This window comes from Microbacterium telephonicum (genome assembly GCF_003651225.1).
Classification (GTDB): Bacteria; Actinomycetota; Actinomycetes; order Actinomycetales; family Microbacteriaceae; genus Microbacterium; species Microbacterium telephonicum.
This window is the reverse complement of sequence record NZ_RCDB01000003.1, coordinates 815,271-833,433: the sequence shown is the minus strand read 5'-3', so window position 1 is coordinate 833,433 and position 18,163 is coordinate 815,271. Positions and strand designations below refer to the sequence as shown.

Sequence of the window (18,163 nt, the reverse complement as noted above, 5' to 3'; positions counted from 1 at the left end):
GCGCGGGCAGGCTCACAGCTGGTGCCCGAGCTTGTACTCGCCCTGCTTGTACTCCGGCATCGACGACTCGCCCTCGTCGCGGCGCGTGTAGCTGAAACCGTCGGCGCCGATCGTCACGGCCATCTCCGACGCGTCGGTGCGGGCGCGCACCGGCTGCGGGTTGCCGTCGAGGTCGAGCACGAGCGAAGCTTCGGTGTACCACGACGGGACGACGGGGTTGCCCCACCAGTCGCGGCGCTGGTTGTCGTGCACGTCCCACGTGACGACCGGGTTGTCGGGATCGCCGGTGTAGTAGTCCTGCGTGTAGATCTCCACGCGGTGCCCGTCGGGGTCGCGCAGATACAGGTAGAACGCGTTCGAGACCCCGTGGCGGCCGGGGCCGCGCTCGATCGCGTCCGAGCGGCGCAGCGCCCCGAGCTTGTCGCAGATCGCGAGGATGTTGTGCTTCTCGTGCGTCGCGAAGGCGACGTGGTGCATCCGCGGCCCGTCGCCGCCGGTCGCCGCGGTGTCGTGCACGGTGGGCTTGCGCCGCATCCACGCCGCGTAGACGGTGCCGTCCTCGTCCTGGATGTCCTCGGTGACCCGGAACCCGAGATCCTGGTAGTGGCGCACGGCCCGCGGCACGTCGGGTGTGACCTGGTTGAAGTGGTCGAGACGCACGAGCTCGCCGGGGGTGTGCAGGTCGTAGCGCCAGCTCAGGCGCTCGACGTGCGTCGTCTCGAAGAAGAACTCGTACGGGAACCCGAGCGGGTCCTCGACGCGCACCGAATCGCCGATGCCCTTCACGAAGCCCTCCGCACGCCGTTCCACGCGGCAGCCGAGCTCGGTGTAGAACGCGACTGCGCGGTCGAGGTCCTCCGCCGAGCGGACGCGGTAGCTGAAGGCGGCGACGGCGGCGATCGGCCCGCGGCGCAGCACGAGATTGTGGTGGATGAACTCCTCGGTCGAGCGCAGGTAGACCGCGTCGTCGTCCTCGGCGGTGACGTACAGGCCGAGCACGTCGACGTAGAACTCCCGCGACGCGGCGAGGTCGGTGACGACGAGCTCCATGTAGGCGCAGCGCAGGATGTCGGGCGGCGCCGACTGCGGGGTGGCGACGGGGTTCTCGGCGTGGATCGGGGCCTCGGGGGAGACGTAGTAGCCCGAGGAGGTGAGGGTCATCTGATCGCGGTGGGAAGTCATGTCAGCGTCCTTGCTGGTCGGTCTGCGGAGGTCAGTGCTTGCCGAAGGTGGGGTTGTGCACCTCGCCGAGCGTGATGTGCACGGCCTGCTGGTCGGTGTAGAAGTCGATCGAGCGGTAGCCGCCCTCGTGCCCGAGGCCGGAGGCCTTGACGCCGCCGAACGGGGTGCGCAGGTCGCGCACGTTGTTCGAGTTGAGCCACACCATGCCCGCCTCGATCGCCTGCGAGAAGTTGTGCGCGCGCTTCAGGTCGTTCGTCCACACGTAGGCGGCCAGGCCGTACTTCGTGTCGTTGGCGAGCGCGAGCGCCTCGTCGTCGGTGTCGAACGGGGTGATGGCGACGACCGGGCCGAAGATCTCCTCCTGGAAGATCCTCGCGTCGGGAGAGACGTCGGCGAACACCGTCGGGGCGACGAAGTTGCCGAACGCGAAGCCGTCGGGCTGACCGCCGCCGGCGACCAGGCGTCCCTCGGTCTTGCCGATCTCGACGTACGACATGACCTTGGCGAAGTGCTCGGGGTGCACGAGCGCGCCGACCTCGGTCGCGGGGTCGTGCGGGTAGCCGACCCTCACGCGCCGCGCCTGCGCCGCGTAGCGCTCGACGAACTCGGCGTAGACCTCGCGCTGCACCAGGATGCGGCTGCCGGCCGTGCAGCGTTCGCCGTTGAGCGAGAACACCCCGAAGATCGTCGCGTCGATCGCCGCGTCGAGGTCGGCGTCGGCGAACACGATCGCGGGAGACTTCCCGCCCAGCTCCATCGACAGTCCCTTCAGGTGCGGGGCCGCGTTGGCGAAGATGAGCTTGCCGGTCGAGGATTCGCCGGTGAACGAGATGAGGGGCACGTCGGGATGCTTCACGAGCGCGTCGCCGGCCTCCTCGCCGAGGCCGTTGACGAGGTTGAACACGCCCTGAGGCAGCCCCGCCTCCTCGAAGATCTCCGCCCACAGCGACGCCGACAGCGGTGTGAACTCCGCCGGCTTGAGCACGACGGTGTTGCCGGTGGCCAGCGCCGGTCCGAGCTTCCACGACTCGAGCATGAACGGCGTGTTCCAGGGCGTGATGAGCCCCGCGACGCCGATGGGCTTGCGGTTGACGTAGTTGATCTGCCGACCCGGCACCTTGAAGGTGTCGTCGGCCTGCGCGACGACGAGATCGGCGAAGAAGCGGAAGTTCTCGGCGGCCCGGCGGGCCTGCCCGAGCGCCTGCGTGATCGGCAGCCCCGAGTCGAACGACTCGAGCTCGGCGAGGCGGGCATCGCGTGACTCGACGATGTCCGCGATGCGGTGCAGCACCCGGGAGCGCTCGCGCGGCAGCATCCGCGGCCACGGTCCGTCGGTGAACGCGTGACGTGCGGCGGCGACGGCGAGATCGATGTCGGCCTTCTTGCCGGCCGCGGCCTGCACGTACACCTCGTTGCTCACCGGCTCGAGCACGTCGAACGTGTCGCCGTCCTGCGAGTCGACGAAGGCGCCGTCGATGTAGTGGCGGATGCGGTCCGGCAGCGCTGCCGGAACATGACGCGCGTCGAGCGCGGGGGCGGTGGTCATGTCGTCTCCGATCGGTGGGCGGTCTCCGGATGCCGCGCGTCGAGGAACGCGTCGAGCGTGCGCAGTCGGTGGTTGCGGGTCGTGAGTTCGAGCTCGGTGGGGTCGGCGCCGTCGCGGATGAGGTCGAGGATGCGGTCGTGCTCCTCGACGGAGTGGCGGGGCCGGTGCGGGATGAGCGAGAACGACGTGTCACGCAGACCCGCCAGGCGCCCCCACGTGCGCTCGACCAGGTCCCGCACATCGGGATTCGGGCAGCGGTCGAACAGCACGGCGTGGAAGCGCTGGTTGAGCTGGGTGTACACGTGCGGGTCGAAGTCGTCGATCAGCCGGTGCATGCGGGCGTTGATCTCGGCGGCGTGGGCGAGGTCGTCGGCGGTCAGGTGGGGGGCCGCCAGCCGGGTCGCGTAGCCCTCGAGCAGTCCGAGGGTCTGCATCGTGTGGACGTACTGGTCTTCGTCGACGACCGAGACGCGGGCGCCGACGTTCTTCTCGAACGTCACCAGGTGTTCGGCTTCGAGACGCCGGATGGCCTCGCGGACGGGGACGACGCTCATGTCGAGCTCGGCGGCGATCGCCCCGAGTACGAGGCGGTAGCCGGGGCCGAACTCGTGGCGCGCGATGCGCTCGCGGATCCAGTCGTAGGCCACCTGCGACTTGCTGCCGGCCGCGACCTGGGGAGTGGTCATCGGCCGGTCTCCTCGATGTAGCGGGCGCGCCAGGCGGCGTCCATCGGGAAGAGCCCCTCGATCGGATGCCCCTCCGCTACGCGGGCGGCGACCCACGCGTCCTCGACCTCCTGCGCGAGCGCGGCATCCGCGACCTCGTCGGCGAGCGCGGGCGGGATGACGATGACGCCGTCGGCGTCGCCGACGATGATGTCGCCGGGCTGCACGGTGGCGCCGCCGCACGCGATCGTGAGGTCGTGGTCCCACGGCACGTGCCGCCGCCCGAGCACGGCCGGGTGGGCGCCGGTCGTGTAGACCGGGATGCCGACCGCCGCGACCGCGTCGAGGTCGCGCACGCCACCGTCGGTGACGATGCCGGCGGCGCCGCGGGCATGGGCACGGATGGCGAGGACGTCGCCGAGGGTGCCCGATCCGGCCTCGCCGCGGGCCTCGATGACGATGACCTCGCCCTCTGAGACGGCGTCGAAGGTGCGCTTCTGCGCGTTGTAGCCGCCGCCGTGGGAGGCGAACAGGTCTTCGCGGTTCGGCACGAACCGCAGGGTGCGGGCCGTGCCGACGAGCTTCGCGTCGGGGTGCAGCGGCCGCACGCCGTCGATGGAGACGTTGTCGAGGCCGCGCCTGCGCAGCTGCTGCGAGAGCCCGGCGACGGGCGCCTCGGCGAGCTTGGCACGCAGCGCGGGGGTGAGCGTGACGGGTTCGGACTCGGACTCCGGCGCCAGGCCCGCGGCGGCGCGGGATCCCCACGCCTCTTCGCGCTGCGTGTCGTCGACGGCGGGGAGCGATCCGAGGGCGGCATCGAAGCCGGCATCCGGACCCTCGACGACCGTCGTCACGAGACGTCCACTGGTGGCGCCGGTCGCGGGACTGTCGACTTCGACCTCGACGACGTCGCCGGGGACGACGACCGACGAGCCGGCGGGCGTGCCGGTGAGGATGACGTCGCCCGTCTCGAGCGTGAAGTGCTGCGACAGGTCTGCGACGATCCGGGCCAGCGGGAAGAGAAGCCCGGCGGTCGTGTCGTCCTGCGCGAGCGTGCCGTTGACCCACGTGCGCACGCGGAGCGCGCCCGGGTCGACCGTGCGCGCGTCGATGAGGTCGGGCCCGATCGGCGTGAAGCCGTCGCCGCCCTTGGACCGCACGTTCGAGCCCTTGTCGTTCGCCCGCAGGTCGTACAGACCGAGGTCGTCGGATGCCGTCACCCACGCGACGTGGTCCCACGCGGTGTCCTCGCCCACCCGACGCGCGGGCGCGCCGATCACGAGCGCGATCTCGCCCTCGAAGGCGAGCAGCTCGGTGCCGGCGGGGCGCTCCACGGTGCCGCCGGAGGCGGCGACCGAGCTCGACGCCTTGAAGAAGTACGACGGGGCCTCGGGGGTGCGACCGCGCTGGGCGGCGCGCGAGGCGTAGCTGAGGTGGACCGCGACGATCTTGCCCGGGCGGCCGGGAAGGCCGGCGAAGCGTGGATCGGCGCTGGTGTGGTCGATGGTCATGAGCTCCCTCGCTCTTGCGTCGTATCTGAAATCGTATATTATCGGTCTCGAGCGGGCAAGCGCCACCGTCCCGCTCGACGAAGACGTCGGATCGACATAGGAGTCAACGACCATGAGCGCACCCGCCTCCCGCAGAGTCCCGGAGGGCTTCACCCCCACCGGCACGATCGCCACCCACGCCGATCGCCGACGCGTCGTGTTCGCGACGGTCGTCGGCACCACCGTCGAGTGGTACGACTTCTTCATCTACGCCTCGGCCGCCGGCCTCGTGTTCGGTCAGCTGTTCTTCGCCCCGGCCGGCGAGGGATTCGCGCAGATCCTGTCGTTCATCACGGTCGGCATCAGCTTCCTCTTCCGCCCCTTCGGCGCCTTCCTCGCGGGGCACCTCGGCGACAAGTACGGCCGCCGCCTCGTGCTGATGCTCACCCTCGTCCTGATGGGCGTCGCGACGACGCTGGTCGGTCTGCTGCCGACGTATGCCGCGATCGGCATGGCCGCGCCGATCCTGCTGATCACGCTCCGCATCCTGCAGGGCATCTCCGCCGGCGGCGAGTGGGGCGGCGCCGTGCTGATGGCCGTCGAGCACGCCCCCAAGACCAAGCGTGGGCTGTTCGGCGCCTCGCCGCAGATCGGCGTGCCCCTCGGCCTGCTGCTGGCCTCCGGCGTCATGGGGCTGATGGCGCTCATCGCCCCCGGCGACGCGTTCCTCGCGTGGGGCTGGCGCGTGCCGTTCCTGCTGTCGGTCGTGCTCATCCTCGTCGGCTACTACATCCGCCGCCGCGTCGAGGAGAGCCCGGTGTTCACCGAGCTCGCCGAGCGCAAGGAAGAGACCCGGATGCCGATCGTGCAGCTGTTCCGTAAGCACGCGCTGCTGGTGGTCATCGCCGCGTTCGTCTTCGCCGGCAACAACGCCGTCGGCTACATGACCACCGGCGGCTACATCCAGCGCTACGCGACCGACCCGAACGGGCCGGTCGGTCTCACCACCGCCGACGTGCTCGGCGCCGTCACCCTCTCGGCCGTCTCGTGGCTCGTGTTCACGTGGATCGCCGGCTGGCTCTCCGACCGCATCGGCCGCCGCACCACCTACATCATCGGCTGGGTGCTGCAGCTGGCGGGCGTGTTCCTGCTGTTCCCGCTCGTCAACTCGGGCTCGATCGTGAACCTCACCCTGGGCCTGGTCGTGCTCACCGTCGGTCTCGGATTCACCTACGGGCCGCAGGCCGCGCTGTACTCCGAGCTCTTCCCCGCCTCGATCCGCTTCTCGGGCGTCTCGATCTCGTACGCGATCGGGGCGATCCTCGGCGGCGCCTTCGCGCCGACCATCGCCCAGGCGATCGTGCAGGCGACCGGCTCGACCATGGGCGTCACCTGGTACCTCGCGGGCATGACGGTGCTCGGCCTCGTCGCGACGCTGCTGCTCAAGGACCGCAGCGGCATCCCGCTCGGCCCCGACCACGAGGCCGAGCAGGAGAAGAGCCCCGTCTACGGGCTCGCCAAGGCCTGATCACCGGAAGGGCCACGCGATGCAGTTCCACCACCACGGCTACGTGTCGGGCGACCCGCGGGTGCTCCCGGCATCCGACACCGGCACGGAGCGCCCGGCCGACCTCCCCGACCGCACCGATGTGCTCATCGTCGGGTCGGGGCCGGCGGGGATGCTGCTGGCCGCGCAGATGTCGCAGTTCCCGCAGGTGACGACGCGCATCATCGAGCGGCGCGACGGACGACTTGTGCGCGGTCAGGCCGACGGCATCCAGCCGCGCAGCGTCGAGACGTTCCAGGCGTTCGGGTTCGCGGAGCGCATCGTCGCCGAGGCGTACAACATCGCGTACATGAACTTCTGGGGCCCCGACCCGGAGCACCCCGAGAACATCGTGCGCACCGCCCGCACGGAGGACTACGCGCTGCAGATCAGCGAGTTCCCGCACCTCATCGTCAACCAGGCGCGCGTGCTCGACTACTTCGCCGAAGCCGCGGCATACGGGCCCGGCCGCATCGAGCCGGACTACGGCGTCGAATTCCTGGGGCTCACCGTCGGCGAGGGCGAATACCCCGTCGCCGTGCGCGTGCGGCACGTCGCGGGGCCGCGCGCCGGCGAGGAGCGCACGATCCACGCGAAGTACGTCGCCGGCTGCGACGGGGCCCGCAGCGGCGTGCGCGAGGCGATCGGACGTGTGCACGTCGGCGGCGTCTCCCTGCACGCCTGGGGCGTGATGGACGTGCTCGTCGAGACCGACTTCCCCGACTGGCGCACCAAATGCGCCATCAACTCCTCGGCGGGCAACATCCTGCACATCCCGCGCGAAGGCGGCTACCTCAGCCGCATGTACATCGACCTCGGCGCCGTCGCCGAAGACGACGCGCACCGGGTGCGGCAGACCCCGCTCGACGAGGTCATCCGCCGCGCGAACGAGATCCTGCACCCCTACACGGTCGAGGTGAAGGAGGTGGCGTGGCACAGCGTGTACGAGGTCGGTCATCGGGTCACCGACGGCTTCGACGACGTCGATGCGGGGGAGCGCCGGCATCCGCGGGTCTTCCTCACCGGCGACGCCTGCCACACCCACAGTGCGAAGGCCGGTCAGGGCATGAACGTGTCGATGCAGGACGGGTTCAACCTCGGCTGGAAGCTCGGCCACGTGCTCACCGGCCTCGCCGATCCGGACCTGCTGGCGACCTACGCGGCCGAGCGCCGGCCCGTCGCACAGCAGCTCATCGACTTCGACCGCGAATGGTCGGCGCTCATGGCGCGCAAACCCGAGGAGATCTCCGATCCCGGCGAGCTCGCGACCTACTACCTCGCGACCGCCGAATTCCCGTCGGGATTCATGACGCAGTACGGGCCGTCGGCGATCGTCGGCGGTGCCGAGCATCAGCACCTCGCGGGAGGCTTCCCTCTCGGCAAGCGGTTCCAGAGCGCGACGGTGTCCCTGGTCGCCGACGGCAACGCCGTGCACCTCGGGCACCATGCGAAGGCCGACGGCCGCTGGCGGGTGTACGCGTTCGCCGACGCCGCCGCGCCCGGGGTGCCCTCGGCGCTCGCGGACTGGGCCGCGTGGGCGGGCTCCGAGGAGGGTTTCGTCGCGCGGCACACGCCGGCGGGCGCCGACGTCGACGCCGTCTTCGACGTCAAGGTCGTCTACCAGCAGGCGCACGAAGACGTCGACGTCGCGCGGGTGCCGGCCCTGTTCCGACCCCGCAGCGGTCCGCTCGGCCTCGTCGACTGGGAGAAGGTGTTCGCCGCCGCCCCGAGCGCCTGGAACCGCGTCGACATCTTCGACGAGCGCGCGCTGTCGCGGGACGGCGTGGTCGTCGTGGTGCGGCCCGACCAGTACGTGGCGGCCGTGCTGCCGCTGACGGCGACCGACGAGCTCGCCGCGTTCTTCGCCGGGGCGCTGCGCCCGGCATCCGCCGCCCGCTGAGCCCGGGGTGCGCGGGCCGGCGCGTTCACAACTCCGGAGATCCGGCCGGCGCCCGCGCCGCAACTCCTCCACTCCGTCGACCGCGCGGCCCGTCCTCCCCGGAATCACGGGCGTCGCCGGGCGGCCGCCACCCGAAGTGGAGGAGTTCGGTCGGGCCGTGCATCCGGCCCGACCTCGGAACTCCGGAGTTGTGAACGGCGTCAGGAGTTCACACGCAGGATCTCGTCCTGGTACGGGGCGCGCACGGCGCCGCTGATGCGGAGGTCCAGCAGCAGGAACCGGCGGTCGGACACGGGGGTCGCCGCCCAGCGCTCGAGCGCCGCGAGGTCGTCGAGGGTGCGCACGACGACGCCGTCGGCACCGACCGCGGCGGCGAGCCCTGCGAAGTCGACCTCGGGGATGAGCATCGGCTCGCGGGCGAGGCCCTGCGCGCCGTACAGGTGGATCTCGGCGCCGTAGGCGTTGTCGTTCCACACCACCGCGAGCCCGCGGCCGGCGGCCACCCGCACCGCCGTCTCGAGGTCGGCGAGCGCCATGAGCCCGCCGCCGTCGCCGGTGGTGAGCACGACCGTCGACTCCGGTCGGGCCAGCGCCGCACCGGCGACGGAGGGGAATCCGAGGCCGATCGACTGGTAGGCCGTGCCGATCATCATCATCCGGTCGGGCGAGGCGACCGGCCAGTACATGTTCGCCCAGCCGATGAAGTGACCACCGTCGGAGACGACCACCCGGTCGTCGGGGAGCAGCTGCCCGAGGCGTGCTGCCGCCGAGCGCGGGTCGAGGCGCCCGTCGGATGCCGCCCGCTCCCCGGCCGCGTAGCCGCGCGCCGTCGCCACGTCGTCGGCGCTGCACCACCGCTCGCGAGAAACCACTCCCGTCGCGAGACTCACGTCGTGCGTTGGTTTCTCGGTGCCGGAGTGGTTTCTCGAGGCCGACGCGTCCGAGGCCGACGCGCGCGCGGCGGCGAGGCGCGCGGCCAGGCGCTCGACGAGCGCGGCGGCGGCGACGGCGGCATCCGCCCGCAGGTAGGTGCCGACGTGCGGATGGGTCGCGGCGGGGGCGGTGTCGACCTGCACGATGCGCGTGCCGGGGGAGAAGAGCGCGCCGAAGCGCATCGTGAACTGGTTGAGCGAGGCGCCGAACACGACGGCGACGTCGGCGCGCGCGATGAGCTCCATGGCTCCGTCGGCGCCGAAGCCGCCGGTCACCCCGAGGTCGTACTCGCCGCGTGAGAAGACGCCGCGGCCGAGCGCGGTCGTGGCGGTGAGGGCGCCGGTCGCGTCGGCGAGGGCGTCGAGGGCGGAGCCCGCTCCGGCCAGCCATGCGCCGCGGCCGGCGATGAGCATCGGACGCCGCGCACTCGCGAGGGCGTCGGCGATGCCGTCGAGGGTCGCGACGGCGAAGGGCGAGACCGGGGTGAGCGGGGCCGGCACGCGCGGTTCGGGCGCCTCGGGCACCGCGCCCGCCTCGAGCTTCGCGACGTCGTAGGGGATCGCGAGCACCGTCGGCACGCGGTAGGCGAGGGCGTGCTCGATGGCGATGACCGTCGTCGCGGCGGCGTCGGCCCGGCCGACCGTGTAGGTGCGTGCGCCGACGGCCGACGCGAGCGCGATCTGGTCGACGTCCCACGGGCGCGGACCCGACGTCGGCTCGTCGCCGACGACGAGGATGAGCGGCACGTGCGCCTGCACCGCCTCGGCGAGGGCGGTCAGCGTGTTGGTGAAGCCGGCGCCGTAGGTGGCGGTCGCCGCCGCGAGCCCGCCGCCCGCGCGGAAGTGGGCGTCGGCGGCGACGACACCGCCGGCTTCGTGGCGCACGGCGGTGTAGTGCACGTCGGTGGCACGCTCGAGCGCGTCGAGGAAGTGGGCGTTGCCGTTGCCCATCACCCCGAAGACGTGGTCGATGTGACGGGCGAGGGTGAGGGCGACGTGTGCGGACACGGTGGGCATGGGGACTCCGAAACGGACGGGTGGACGGATGCCGTATGTGTCTCGCGTCCGCGGCGATGCGGTGGCTGCGTGCCCCTTTTGCGGGCACCGGCGGCGGTCGTCGCGGCCGGACGTCCTGAGTATACCCGCGGACGGCGCGATCGTATACGATCATCGCCCACGGATGCCGACCCCCGATTCTCAGGCGGGGCGGGCTACCCTGAGACGTGACTTCCGACGAATCCGCCCCGCAGGACCCGACGACCGACGACTTCGCAGACGACACCGCCGAGGCTCCCGTGGAGGCATCCGTCGATGCCCCGGTCGAGGAGCCGGCCGGCCCGACCTTCGCCGACCTGGGGCTCGAGGGCGCCGTGCTCAAGGCACTCGACGACGTCGGCTACGAGACGCCGTCGGCGATCCAGGCGGCGACGATCCCGCCGCTGCTGGCAGGTCGCGACGTCGTCGGCATGGCCCAGACCGGCACCGGAAAGACGGCGGCGTTCGCGCTGCCGGTGCTCGCGCAGCTCGACGTGACGCAGAAGACCCCGCAGGCCCTCGTGCTCGCCCCGACGCGCGAGCTCGCGCTGCAGGTGTGCGAGGCGTTCGAGAAGTACGCCTCGCGGATGAAGGGCGTGCACATCCTCCCCGTCTACGGTGGGCAGGGCTACGGCGTGCAGCTGTCGGCGCTGCGCCGCGGTGTGCACATCGTCGTCGGCACCCCCGGCCGCATCATGGACCACCTCGACAAGGGCACCCTCGACCTGTCGGAGCTGAAGTTCCTCGTGCTCGACGAGGCCGACGAGATGCTGCAGATGGGCTTCGCGGAGGACGTCGAGACGATCCTCGCCGACACCCCCGACACCAAGCAGGTCGCGCTGTTCTCCGCGACGATGCCGCCCGCCATCCGCCGCATGTCGCAGCAGTACCTGAACATGCCCGAGGAGATCACGGTCAAGGCGAAGACGCAGACCTCCGCGAACATCCGCCAGCGGTACCTCGTCGTCTCGTTCCAGCAGAAGGTCGACGCCCTCACCCGCATCCTCGAGGTCGAGAACTTCGAGGGGATGATCATCTTCGTGCGCACCAAGAGCATCACCGAGGAGCTCGCCGAGAAACTGCGCGCCCGCGGGTACTCGGCCGCCGCGATCAGCGGCGACGTCGCGCAGGCCCAGCGCGAGCGCACCGTCAACCAGCTGAAGTCGGGCAAGCTCGACATCCTCGTCGCGACCGACGTCGCCGCGCGCGGACTCGACGTCGACCGCATCAGCCACGTGGTCAACTTCGACATCCCCACCGACAGCGAGCCGTACGTGCACCGCATCGGCCGCACCGGGCGCGCCGGCCGCACCGGCGACGCGATCAGCTTCGTCACCCCGCGCGAGCGGGGGCTCCTCGCCCGCATCGAGAAGGCCACGCGCCAGCCGATGGAGCAGATGCAGCTGCCGACCGCGGATGACGTCAACGTCACGCGTCTGGCCCGCTTCGACGACCGCATCACCGAGGCGCTGTCGCAGACCGACCGCGTCGAGCGTTTCCGCGACATCATCGCCCACTACGTGCGTCACCACGACGTGCCCGAGGCCGACGTCGCCGCCGCGCTCGCCGTCGTCGCGCAGGGCGAGTCGCCGCTGCTGCTCGAGCCCGACCCCGAGCCCGCCGCGCGTGACCGGTTCGACCGCGGAGACCGCGGCGACCGCAGCGACCGCTTCGACCGGAACGACCGCAGTGACCGCGACGACCGTCCGCGTCGCCCGCGCGACAGCCGCCTCGCGACGTACCGCATCGCCGTGGGCCGCCGTCAGCGCGTCGAGCCGCGCCAGATCGTCGGCGCCCTCGCGAACGAGGGGGGTCTGCGCCGCGACGACTTCGGCGCGATCCAGATCCGCCCCGACTTCTCGCTCGTCGAGCTGCCCGCCGACCTGTCCGCCGAGACGCTCGAACGGCTGAAGGACACCCGCATCTCGGGTCAGCTCATCGACCTGCGCCTCGACACCGGGGCTCCCCGTCGCCGCGACCGCGACGGCGGCGGCTACCAGGGCCGTGACGACCGGCCGCGCCGGGACTACGGCGACCGTCCCCGCCGGGACCACGACGACCGTCCGCGTCGCGACTACGGCGACCGGCCGCGTCAGGACCGCGACGACCGGCCGCCGCGCAAGCCCCGCCACCGCGACTGACACCGCGACTGACACCGGGCCGGCCGGGCCGGCGACGGCCGCGACGGCGACCCGCCGATCAGGCGGGGACGCGCAGGATGCCGAGCCGCCGCTCCTGCAGCGGCACGGTGTGCCAGGCGGCGGTGATCGTGCCGTCGTCGGCGGCGTCCACGAGGATGCGGTGCGGTGAGGTCGTGCTCACGACGTGCACGCGCACGCCGCCGTCGGGGCGGCGCTCGCCGCGTGCGGCGACGTGCACGGCGCGCCCGGGCGCGGTCGCCGGGCCGGGCACCGGCTGCGGGCGGTCGTCGACCTCGGGACGGTCGTCTGTGAGCACGGTGCGGGCCCAGTCGTCGGGGGCGACGGCGATCGCGCCGAGCTCCGGCATCGTGAGCGTCCAGCCCACGGCGGCCTCATCGAGGCTCCAGCCGGCCGCCTCGGCCATCGCGCCGTCGGGCGCCGGCACGAGCCGGTCGCGGGACTCCCAGCTGTCGCGCACGACCTCGTCCGGACGCACGATCCCGGCCGCGGGATCGAACGCCGCGCCGGCAGCCGCGACCGCGTCCACCAGCTCCCAGAACGCGCGCAGTGTCGCCTGCGTCGTCATCGTCGCGCCCTGGTAGGCGATGACGAGGTCGAGGTCGGGTACGACGAGTCCGAACTGCCCGTACGCACCGTCGAGGCGGAATCCGTGGGTGCTCCGCCACACCTGGTAGCCGTAGCCGAGGGTCCAGTCGTCGTCGGGGGCGCGGTCCTCGTGCGCCGACGTGTCCGACCAGGCGTGCGCGAGTTCGTCGAGGAACTCCCGCGAGACCAGACGGCGACCGTCGCGGACACCGCCGTCGCACAGCAGCGTGCCGACCCGGGCGAGGTCGTGCACGGTGAGGTGGTACCCGGAGTACCCCTGCTCGAGGCCGCGCCACGGCGCCATCCAGCGCGCGCCGATGCCGAGCGGGTCGAGCAGGCGGGGGCGCAGCACGTCGGTCACGCGCTCTCCCGTGACGGCCGTGACGATGCACGACAGGGCGTAGGTGGCGTCGGAGTTGTACGCGAAGAACGACCCGGGCGCGTGCGCGGGCGGGGTCGACAGCAGGGTCGCCGGGTCCATCCCGAGGCCGTCGATCTGCTCGGGTGTGTGTCCCGTGTTCATCGTCAGCAGGTGTCGCACCGTGATGCCGTGCGGATTGGGCAGCCCCAGGATCGCGCCGGCGTCGTCCCCCACCTGCAGCAGGCCGTCGTCGACGAGCAGCCCGATCGCGAGGGCGGTCCACGTCTTCGACACCGAGTAGACGAGCGCCGGCTCGCCGCTGCGATACGGCGCCCAGGCGGCCTCGAACGCGATCGTCCCGCCGCGGGTGATCATCAGCGCGTGCGGGTCGAGCCCCTCGTCCTCGAGGCGCTGCACGAGCCGGTCCACCGCCTCGCGCGGGATGCCCAGGCGGTCGGAGGCAGCGTCGTCGCTCGTCATGGTGCGAGCCTAGCGAGGGCCACCGACCCCGATGCCGACGCCGGTGTACACCGCGTCCATCGGATGCCGCCACCATCGCCCTAGTGGCCGCATCGCGCTGTCGCACCCCGACGGTAGTCTGCCCCGCAGGTCGCCGACGGCGGCGACCGCCCGCCGCCCGAGCAGGAGACAGCCGATGAGCGACTTCGGATCCACCACCCCGGTCCGCCTCGAGAGGAGCGAGGGCAAAGGGCTCGCCGCCGGCACTCTGGGTCTGTGGGGCTCGACGGTCATCGGCCTCGCCTCGACGGCGCCCGTCTACTCGCTCGTCGCGACCCTCGGCTTCGTCGTGCTCGCCGTCGGCGCGCAGGCGCCGATCGCGTTCATCATCGCGTTCGTGCCGATGCTGTTCATCGCCTTCGCCTACCGCGAGCTCAACAACGACGTGCCCGACTGCGGCACCACCTTCACGTGGGGCACGAAGGCGTTCGGCCCGTGGGTAGGGTGGATGGGCGGCTGGGGAGTCGCCGTGGCCGGCATGGTCGTGCTCGCCAACCTCGCCCAGATCGCGTCGGTCTACTTCTGGGCCCTGTTCGGCATGGACCTCGACAACGACGACTGGCGCATCATCCTCGTGGCCGTCTTCTTCATCGCCGCGATGACGTGGGTGAGCTGGCGCGGGGTCGAGATCGGCGAGCGCCTCCAGAACGTGCTGCTCGGCATCCAGTACCTCGCGCTCGGCATCTTCGTCGTCGCCGCCCTGTGGCAGTACTTCACCGGCGCGGCGCCCGACGCGACGCCGTTCTCGTGGGAGTGGCTGAACCCGCTCGGATTCACCGACTTCCACGGCTTCACCGAGGCGATCCTGCTGGCCCTGTTCATCTACTGGGGCTGGGACACCTGCCTCGCCCTCAACGAGGAGACGAAGGACCCCAAGCGCATCCCGGGACGGGCCGCCCTGCTGACCACCGTCATCCTGCTGTTCACGTACGTCTCGGTGACGATCGCCGCGATGATGTACGCGGGCCTCGGCGCCGACGGTCCCGGCCTGGGCAACGAGGCCAACGCCGACGACTTCTTCCTCGCGATCAAGGACGGCCTGCTCGGCCCGTTCGGCTGGCTGCTCGTGGTCGCCGTGCTCATCTCGGCGGTCTCCTCGACGCAGACCACGATCCTGCCGACCGCCCGCGGCACGCTCGCGATGGGCGTCTACCGGGCACTGCCGGCCCGGTTCAAGACCGTGCACCCGCGCTACAAGACGCCGTCGTTCTCGACGATCGTCGGCGGCGTGGTCGCGATCAGCTACTACGTCGGCATGACCCTGATCAGCGACAACATCCTGCAGGACTCGATCCTGTCCCTCGGGCTCGCGATCGCGTTCTACTACGCCATCACCGGCTTCGCGTGCGTCTGGTACTTCCGCTCCTCGCTGTTCTCGTCGGCGCGCAACCTCTTCTACCGCGGCGTGATCCCGCTGCTGGGCGCCCTCATGCTGACGTTCGCGTTCGTGCAGTCGGCGATCGACATGTACGACGTCGACTACGGCTACTCGGTGCTGCTCGGCATCGGCGGCACGTTCGTCATCGGCATCGGCGCGCTGCTGCTCGGCGTGGTGCTGATGCTCGTCTGGTTCCTGTTCCCGCGGTCGAAGCCGTTCTTCGGCGGACGCAGCCTCAACCGCGAGACGCCCGTCATGGTCCCCGACGAACCCGGCGACTTCGTCCGCTCGATCGACGGCGGCATCTGAGCTCCTGTCCGCCGGCGGCATGGGGGTGAGCCGCCGGCGGCAGGATCGCCGGTGCGCGGCCGCGGCTGCGGCGGCGAGAATGGACGGATGCCGCAGACCCATCTCCTGACCGGCGCCGGCTCGGGCATCGGACGCCTGCTCGCCGAGCGCCTCGCCGCGCGCGGCGACCGCCTCGTGCTCGTCGCCCGCGACGCCGCCCGCGCCGCCGAACTGACCACCGACTTCCCGAGCGCGGCCCCGCTCATCGTCGACCTCGCCCACCCCGAGCGGATCGCCGACGCCGTGGCCGCCGCCGACTTCCCGGAAGGGCTCGACAGTGTCGTGCACGCCGCCGGAATCGTCGAGCTCGGCGACGTCGCCGACCTCCCCCTGGACGCGTGGACGAGCCAGGTCGCCGTCAACCTCGTCGCGCCGGCCGAGCTAACCCGACTCGTGCTGCCGCGCGTGCGCGCCGTCCGCGGCCAGGTGCTGTTCGTCAACTCCGGGGCGGGGCTCACCGCGCACCCGCAGTGGGCGGCGTACGCCGCGTCGAAGCACGGCCTCAAGGCACTCGCCGACGCGCTGCGCGGCGAGGAGGCGCCGCGCGGCGTGCGGGTGACGACCGTCTACCCGGGCCGCACCGCCACGCCCATGCAGGCGAAGGTGCACGAGCAGGAGGGCGCCGCCTACCACCCCGAGGCGTTCATCGACCCGGCATCCGTCGTCACGGCGATCCTCACCGCGCTCGACCTACCGCGCGACGCCGTCATCAGCGACCTCACGGTGCGCCCCGGCCCGCGCTGAGCGCGTCCGGCGGCGCGACGACCGTGCCGTGACGGCGCGCTCCGTCGCGCTACGCTGACCGGCGTGCGCTCGTCGCTGCTGCTGATCCCGCTCGTCGCCTTCCTCGCGCCGATCGCGGCCCGAGGGATCGGGCGCTGGGTGCGCATCCCGGTCGTGGTCTTCGAGCTCGTGCTCGGCATCGTGATCGGACCGAGCGTTCTCGGCTGGGCGCAGCCGAACGAGTTCATCGACCAGCTCGCCGAGCTCGGCCTCGTGCTGCTGTTCTTCGTCGCGGGCTCGGAGATCGAGCCAGCGAGCCTGCGCGGCCGCACCGGCCGCCGCGCCGTCGGCACCTGGCTCATCAGCCTCGCCCTCGGTGTCGCGGCCGGACTCACCGTGGCCGGTCCCGAGGTCGCGATCGTGATCGGCATCGCCCTGTGCTCGACCGCCGTCGGCACGATCCTGCCGATCCTGCGCGATGCCGGTGAGACCACCACCCCCTTCGGCAAGGCGGTGCTCGCGGTCGGCGCCGTCGGCGAGTTCGGCCCGCTCATCGCGATCTCGCTGTTCCTCGGCGCGCGTGATCTCGGCGCCTCGACGATCGTGCTCGTCCTGTTCGCGCTGCTCACGGCAGGGGCCATCATCCTCGCCAACCGCATCCCGAAGGGGGCCCTGCACGACTTCGTCGAGACGACCCTGCACACCTCGGCGCAGTTCGCGATCCGCGTGATCCTGCTCATCATCGGCGTGCTCGTCGCCCTCAGCTACGTGCTCGACCTCGACGTGCTGCTGGGGGCGTTCGCCGCCGGCATCGTGTGGTCGCTGCTCATCCGCGACGCCGACGAGAAGAGCCGGCACGCCGTGGAGAGCAAGATCGAGGGCGTCGCCTTCGGCTTCCTCGTGCCGGTGTTCTTCATCTACACCGGCGTGACGTTCGACCTGACCACGCTCCTGGAGACGCCGACGCTGTGGCTGGGCGTGCTCGTCGTCGCGGTGTGCCTGCTGATCGTGCGCGGCCTGCCGGCCGTGCTCGCGGCACCGCCCGGTGCGACGCCGCGCGACCGCGTCTCGTTCGGCCTGCTCAGCGCCACCGGGCTTCCGATCATCGTCGCCGTCACGGGCATCGCCGGCGACGAGGGCCTGTTCGACCCCTGGGTGACGCCCGTGCTCGTGGCGGGCGGCATGGTCTCGGTGCTGCTGTTCCCGCTCATCGCGCTCACCGTGCGCGGCGAACGCGTGAAGCGCGCGGCCGGGGCCATCGACGAGGAGGCCTGATGACGGCGACCCTCCCCGACCTCCTGGATGCCGCCCGCGCGCGCCTGGCCGGATCTCCCACCGAGCGGCTCGGGGTGACGGCCTCGTCGCGGCGGCTGCTCGGATTCGGACGCGCACCGCGCATCGTCCCGGTCGGGGACGCGTGGCATGTCGGGGTGCTGCTGATCGGGGCGGATGCCGTCTTCGCGACGGGCGGCATCCTCCGCGCCCGCGAGGAGGCGATCCGCGGTTACACCGCCGATGCGCAGCGCGCCCGCGCCGAGCTGGCGGCGGCCGCCTTCCGCGGCGGATTCGCCGAGGGTGAGACGGTGCATGTGGACTGGCAGCAGATCGACCCGGATGCCGTCGCCGCCGGCGGCCGCTCCGGACCGCTGCTGATGCAGGACGATGTGCCGAGCGTGGTCTGGAACGCGGCCGGCGGCATCCGCCCGCTCGCGGACTACCTCGACGATCAGCTGTCCCTTCGCTGAGCAGCTGCCATCAGCGGCGGGTCCGCTGTCAAGGGGTCATCGAGCG

At 71.8% G+C, this 18,163-nt stretch carries 13 protein-coding genes; 7 read left to right on the top strand and 6 right to left on the bottom strand.

The window, feature by feature from the left end; all coding sequences use genetic code 11:
• Positions 1-12 precede the first annotated feature (12 nt).
• From hpaD to C7474_RS13390, 4 genes are read right to left on the bottom strand one after another with little or no spacing between them, the layout of a single operon-like run.
• On the bottom strand, positions 13-1,182 hold the full coding sequence (gene hpaD, locus C7474_RS13405; protein ID WP_121060644.1) for a 3,4-dihydroxyphenylacetate 2,3-dioxygenase: 1,170 nt from the start codon (positions 1,180-1,182) through the stop codon (positions 13-15).
• 31 nt (positions 1,183-1,213) lie between these two features.
• Positions 1,214-2,728 carry a 5-carboxymethyl-2-hydroxymuconate semialdehyde dehydrogenase gene (hpaE, locus tag C7474_RS13400; RefSeq protein ID WP_121060642.1) on the bottom strand — a complete coding sequence of 505 codons (1,515 nt, stop codon included), beginning with the start codon at positions 2,726-2,728 and terminating at the stop codon, positions 1,214-1,216.
• On the bottom strand, positions 2,725-3,414 hold the full coding sequence (locus C7474_RS13395; RefSeq protein ID WP_121060640.1) for a GntR family transcriptional regulator: 690 nt from the start codon (positions 3,412-3,414) through the stop codon (positions 2,725-2,727). Before C7474_RS13395 ends, hpaE begins: the two co-directional genes overlap by 4 nt.
• The gene (locus C7474_RS13390) at positions 3,411-4,904 is read right to left on the bottom strand and encodes a fumarylacetoacetate hydrolase family protein (RefSeq protein ID WP_121060638.1); all 1,494 of its coding nucleotides are present in this window, start codon (positions 4,902-4,904) and stop codon (positions 3,411-3,413) included. Before C7474_RS13390 ends, C7474_RS13395 begins: the two co-directional genes overlap by 4 nt.
• Positions 4,905-5,016: 112 nt before the next feature.
• Between C7474_RS13390 and C7474_RS13385 the strand changes: the two genes are divergently transcribed.
• Together C7474_RS13385 and C7474_RS13380 are read left to right on the top strand one after the other, a co-directional pair.
• A complete protein-coding gene (locus C7474_RS13385) occupies positions 5,017-6,411 on the top strand; it encodes an MFS transporter (RefSeq protein WP_121060636.1) in 1,395 nt (464 codons plus the stop codon).
• Positions 6,412-6,430: 19 nt separating this feature from the next.
• Positions 6,431-8,329, top strand: coding sequence for an FAD-dependent monooxygenase (locus C7474_RS13380; protein WP_121060634.1), 1,899 nt, complete (start codon positions 6,431-6,433; stop codon positions 8,327-8,329).
• A 200-nt stretch (positions 8,330-8,529) separates the two neighbouring features.
• Here C7474_RS13380 and C7474_RS13375 read toward each other — a convergent pair whose 3' ends face one another.
• On the bottom strand, positions 8,530-10,278 hold the full coding sequence (locus C7474_RS13375; RefSeq protein ID WP_121060632.1) for a thiamine pyrophosphate-binding protein: 1,749 nt from the start codon (positions 10,276-10,278) through the stop codon (positions 8,530-8,532).
• A gap of 278 nt (positions 10,279-10,556) precedes the next feature.
• On the opposite strand from C7474_RS13375, the gene C7474_RS13370 reads away from it, so the two are divergent.
• The gene (locus tag C7474_RS13370) at positions 10,557-12,437 is read left to right on the top strand and encodes a DEAD/DEAH box helicase (protein ID WP_121060796.1); all 1,881 of its coding nucleotides are present in this window, start codon (positions 10,557-10,559) and stop codon (positions 12,435-12,437) included.
• Positions 12,438-12,495: 58 nt separating this feature from the next.
• On the opposite strand, the gene C7474_RS13365 is transcribed toward C7474_RS13370, so the two are convergent.
• On the bottom strand, positions 12,496-13,884 hold the full coding sequence (locus tag C7474_RS13365; RefSeq protein WP_121060631.1) for a serine hydrolase domain-containing protein: 1,389 nt from the start codon (positions 13,882-13,884) through the stop codon (positions 12,496-12,498).
• A 175-nt stretch (positions 13,885-14,059) separates the two neighbouring features.
• On the opposite strand from C7474_RS13365, the gene C7474_RS13360 reads away from it, so the two are divergent.
• The 4 genes from C7474_RS13360 to C7474_RS13345 all read left to right on the top strand — a co-directional run bounded on the left by C7474_RS13360 (position 14,060) and on the right by C7474_RS13345 (position 18,117).
• Complete coding sequence (locus C7474_RS13360) at positions 14,060-15,610, top strand: APC family permease (protein ID WP_121060629.1); 1,551 nt, start codon at positions 14,060-14,062, stop codon at positions 15,608-15,610.
• Between the two features lie 87 nt (positions 15,611-15,697).
• On the top strand, positions 15,698-16,393 hold the full coding sequence (locus tag C7474_RS13355) for an SDR family oxidoreductase (RefSeq protein ID WP_121060627.1): 696 nt from the start codon (positions 15,698-15,700) through the stop codon (positions 16,391-16,393).
• 63 nt (positions 16,394-16,456) lie between these two features.
• Positions 16,457-17,647, top strand: coding sequence for a cation:proton antiporter (locus tag C7474_RS13350; protein ID WP_241965247.1), 1,191 nt, complete (start codon positions 16,457-16,459; stop codon positions 17,645-17,647).
• Positions 17,647-18,117: a glutaminase gene (locus C7474_RS13345; RefSeq protein ID WP_121060623.1), complete on the top strand. Its 471-nt coding sequence runs from the start codon at positions 17,647-17,649 to the stop codon at positions 18,115-18,117. Before C7474_RS13350 ends, C7474_RS13345 begins: the two co-directional genes overlap by 1 nt.
• Positions 18,118-18,163 lie beyond the last annotated feature (46 nt).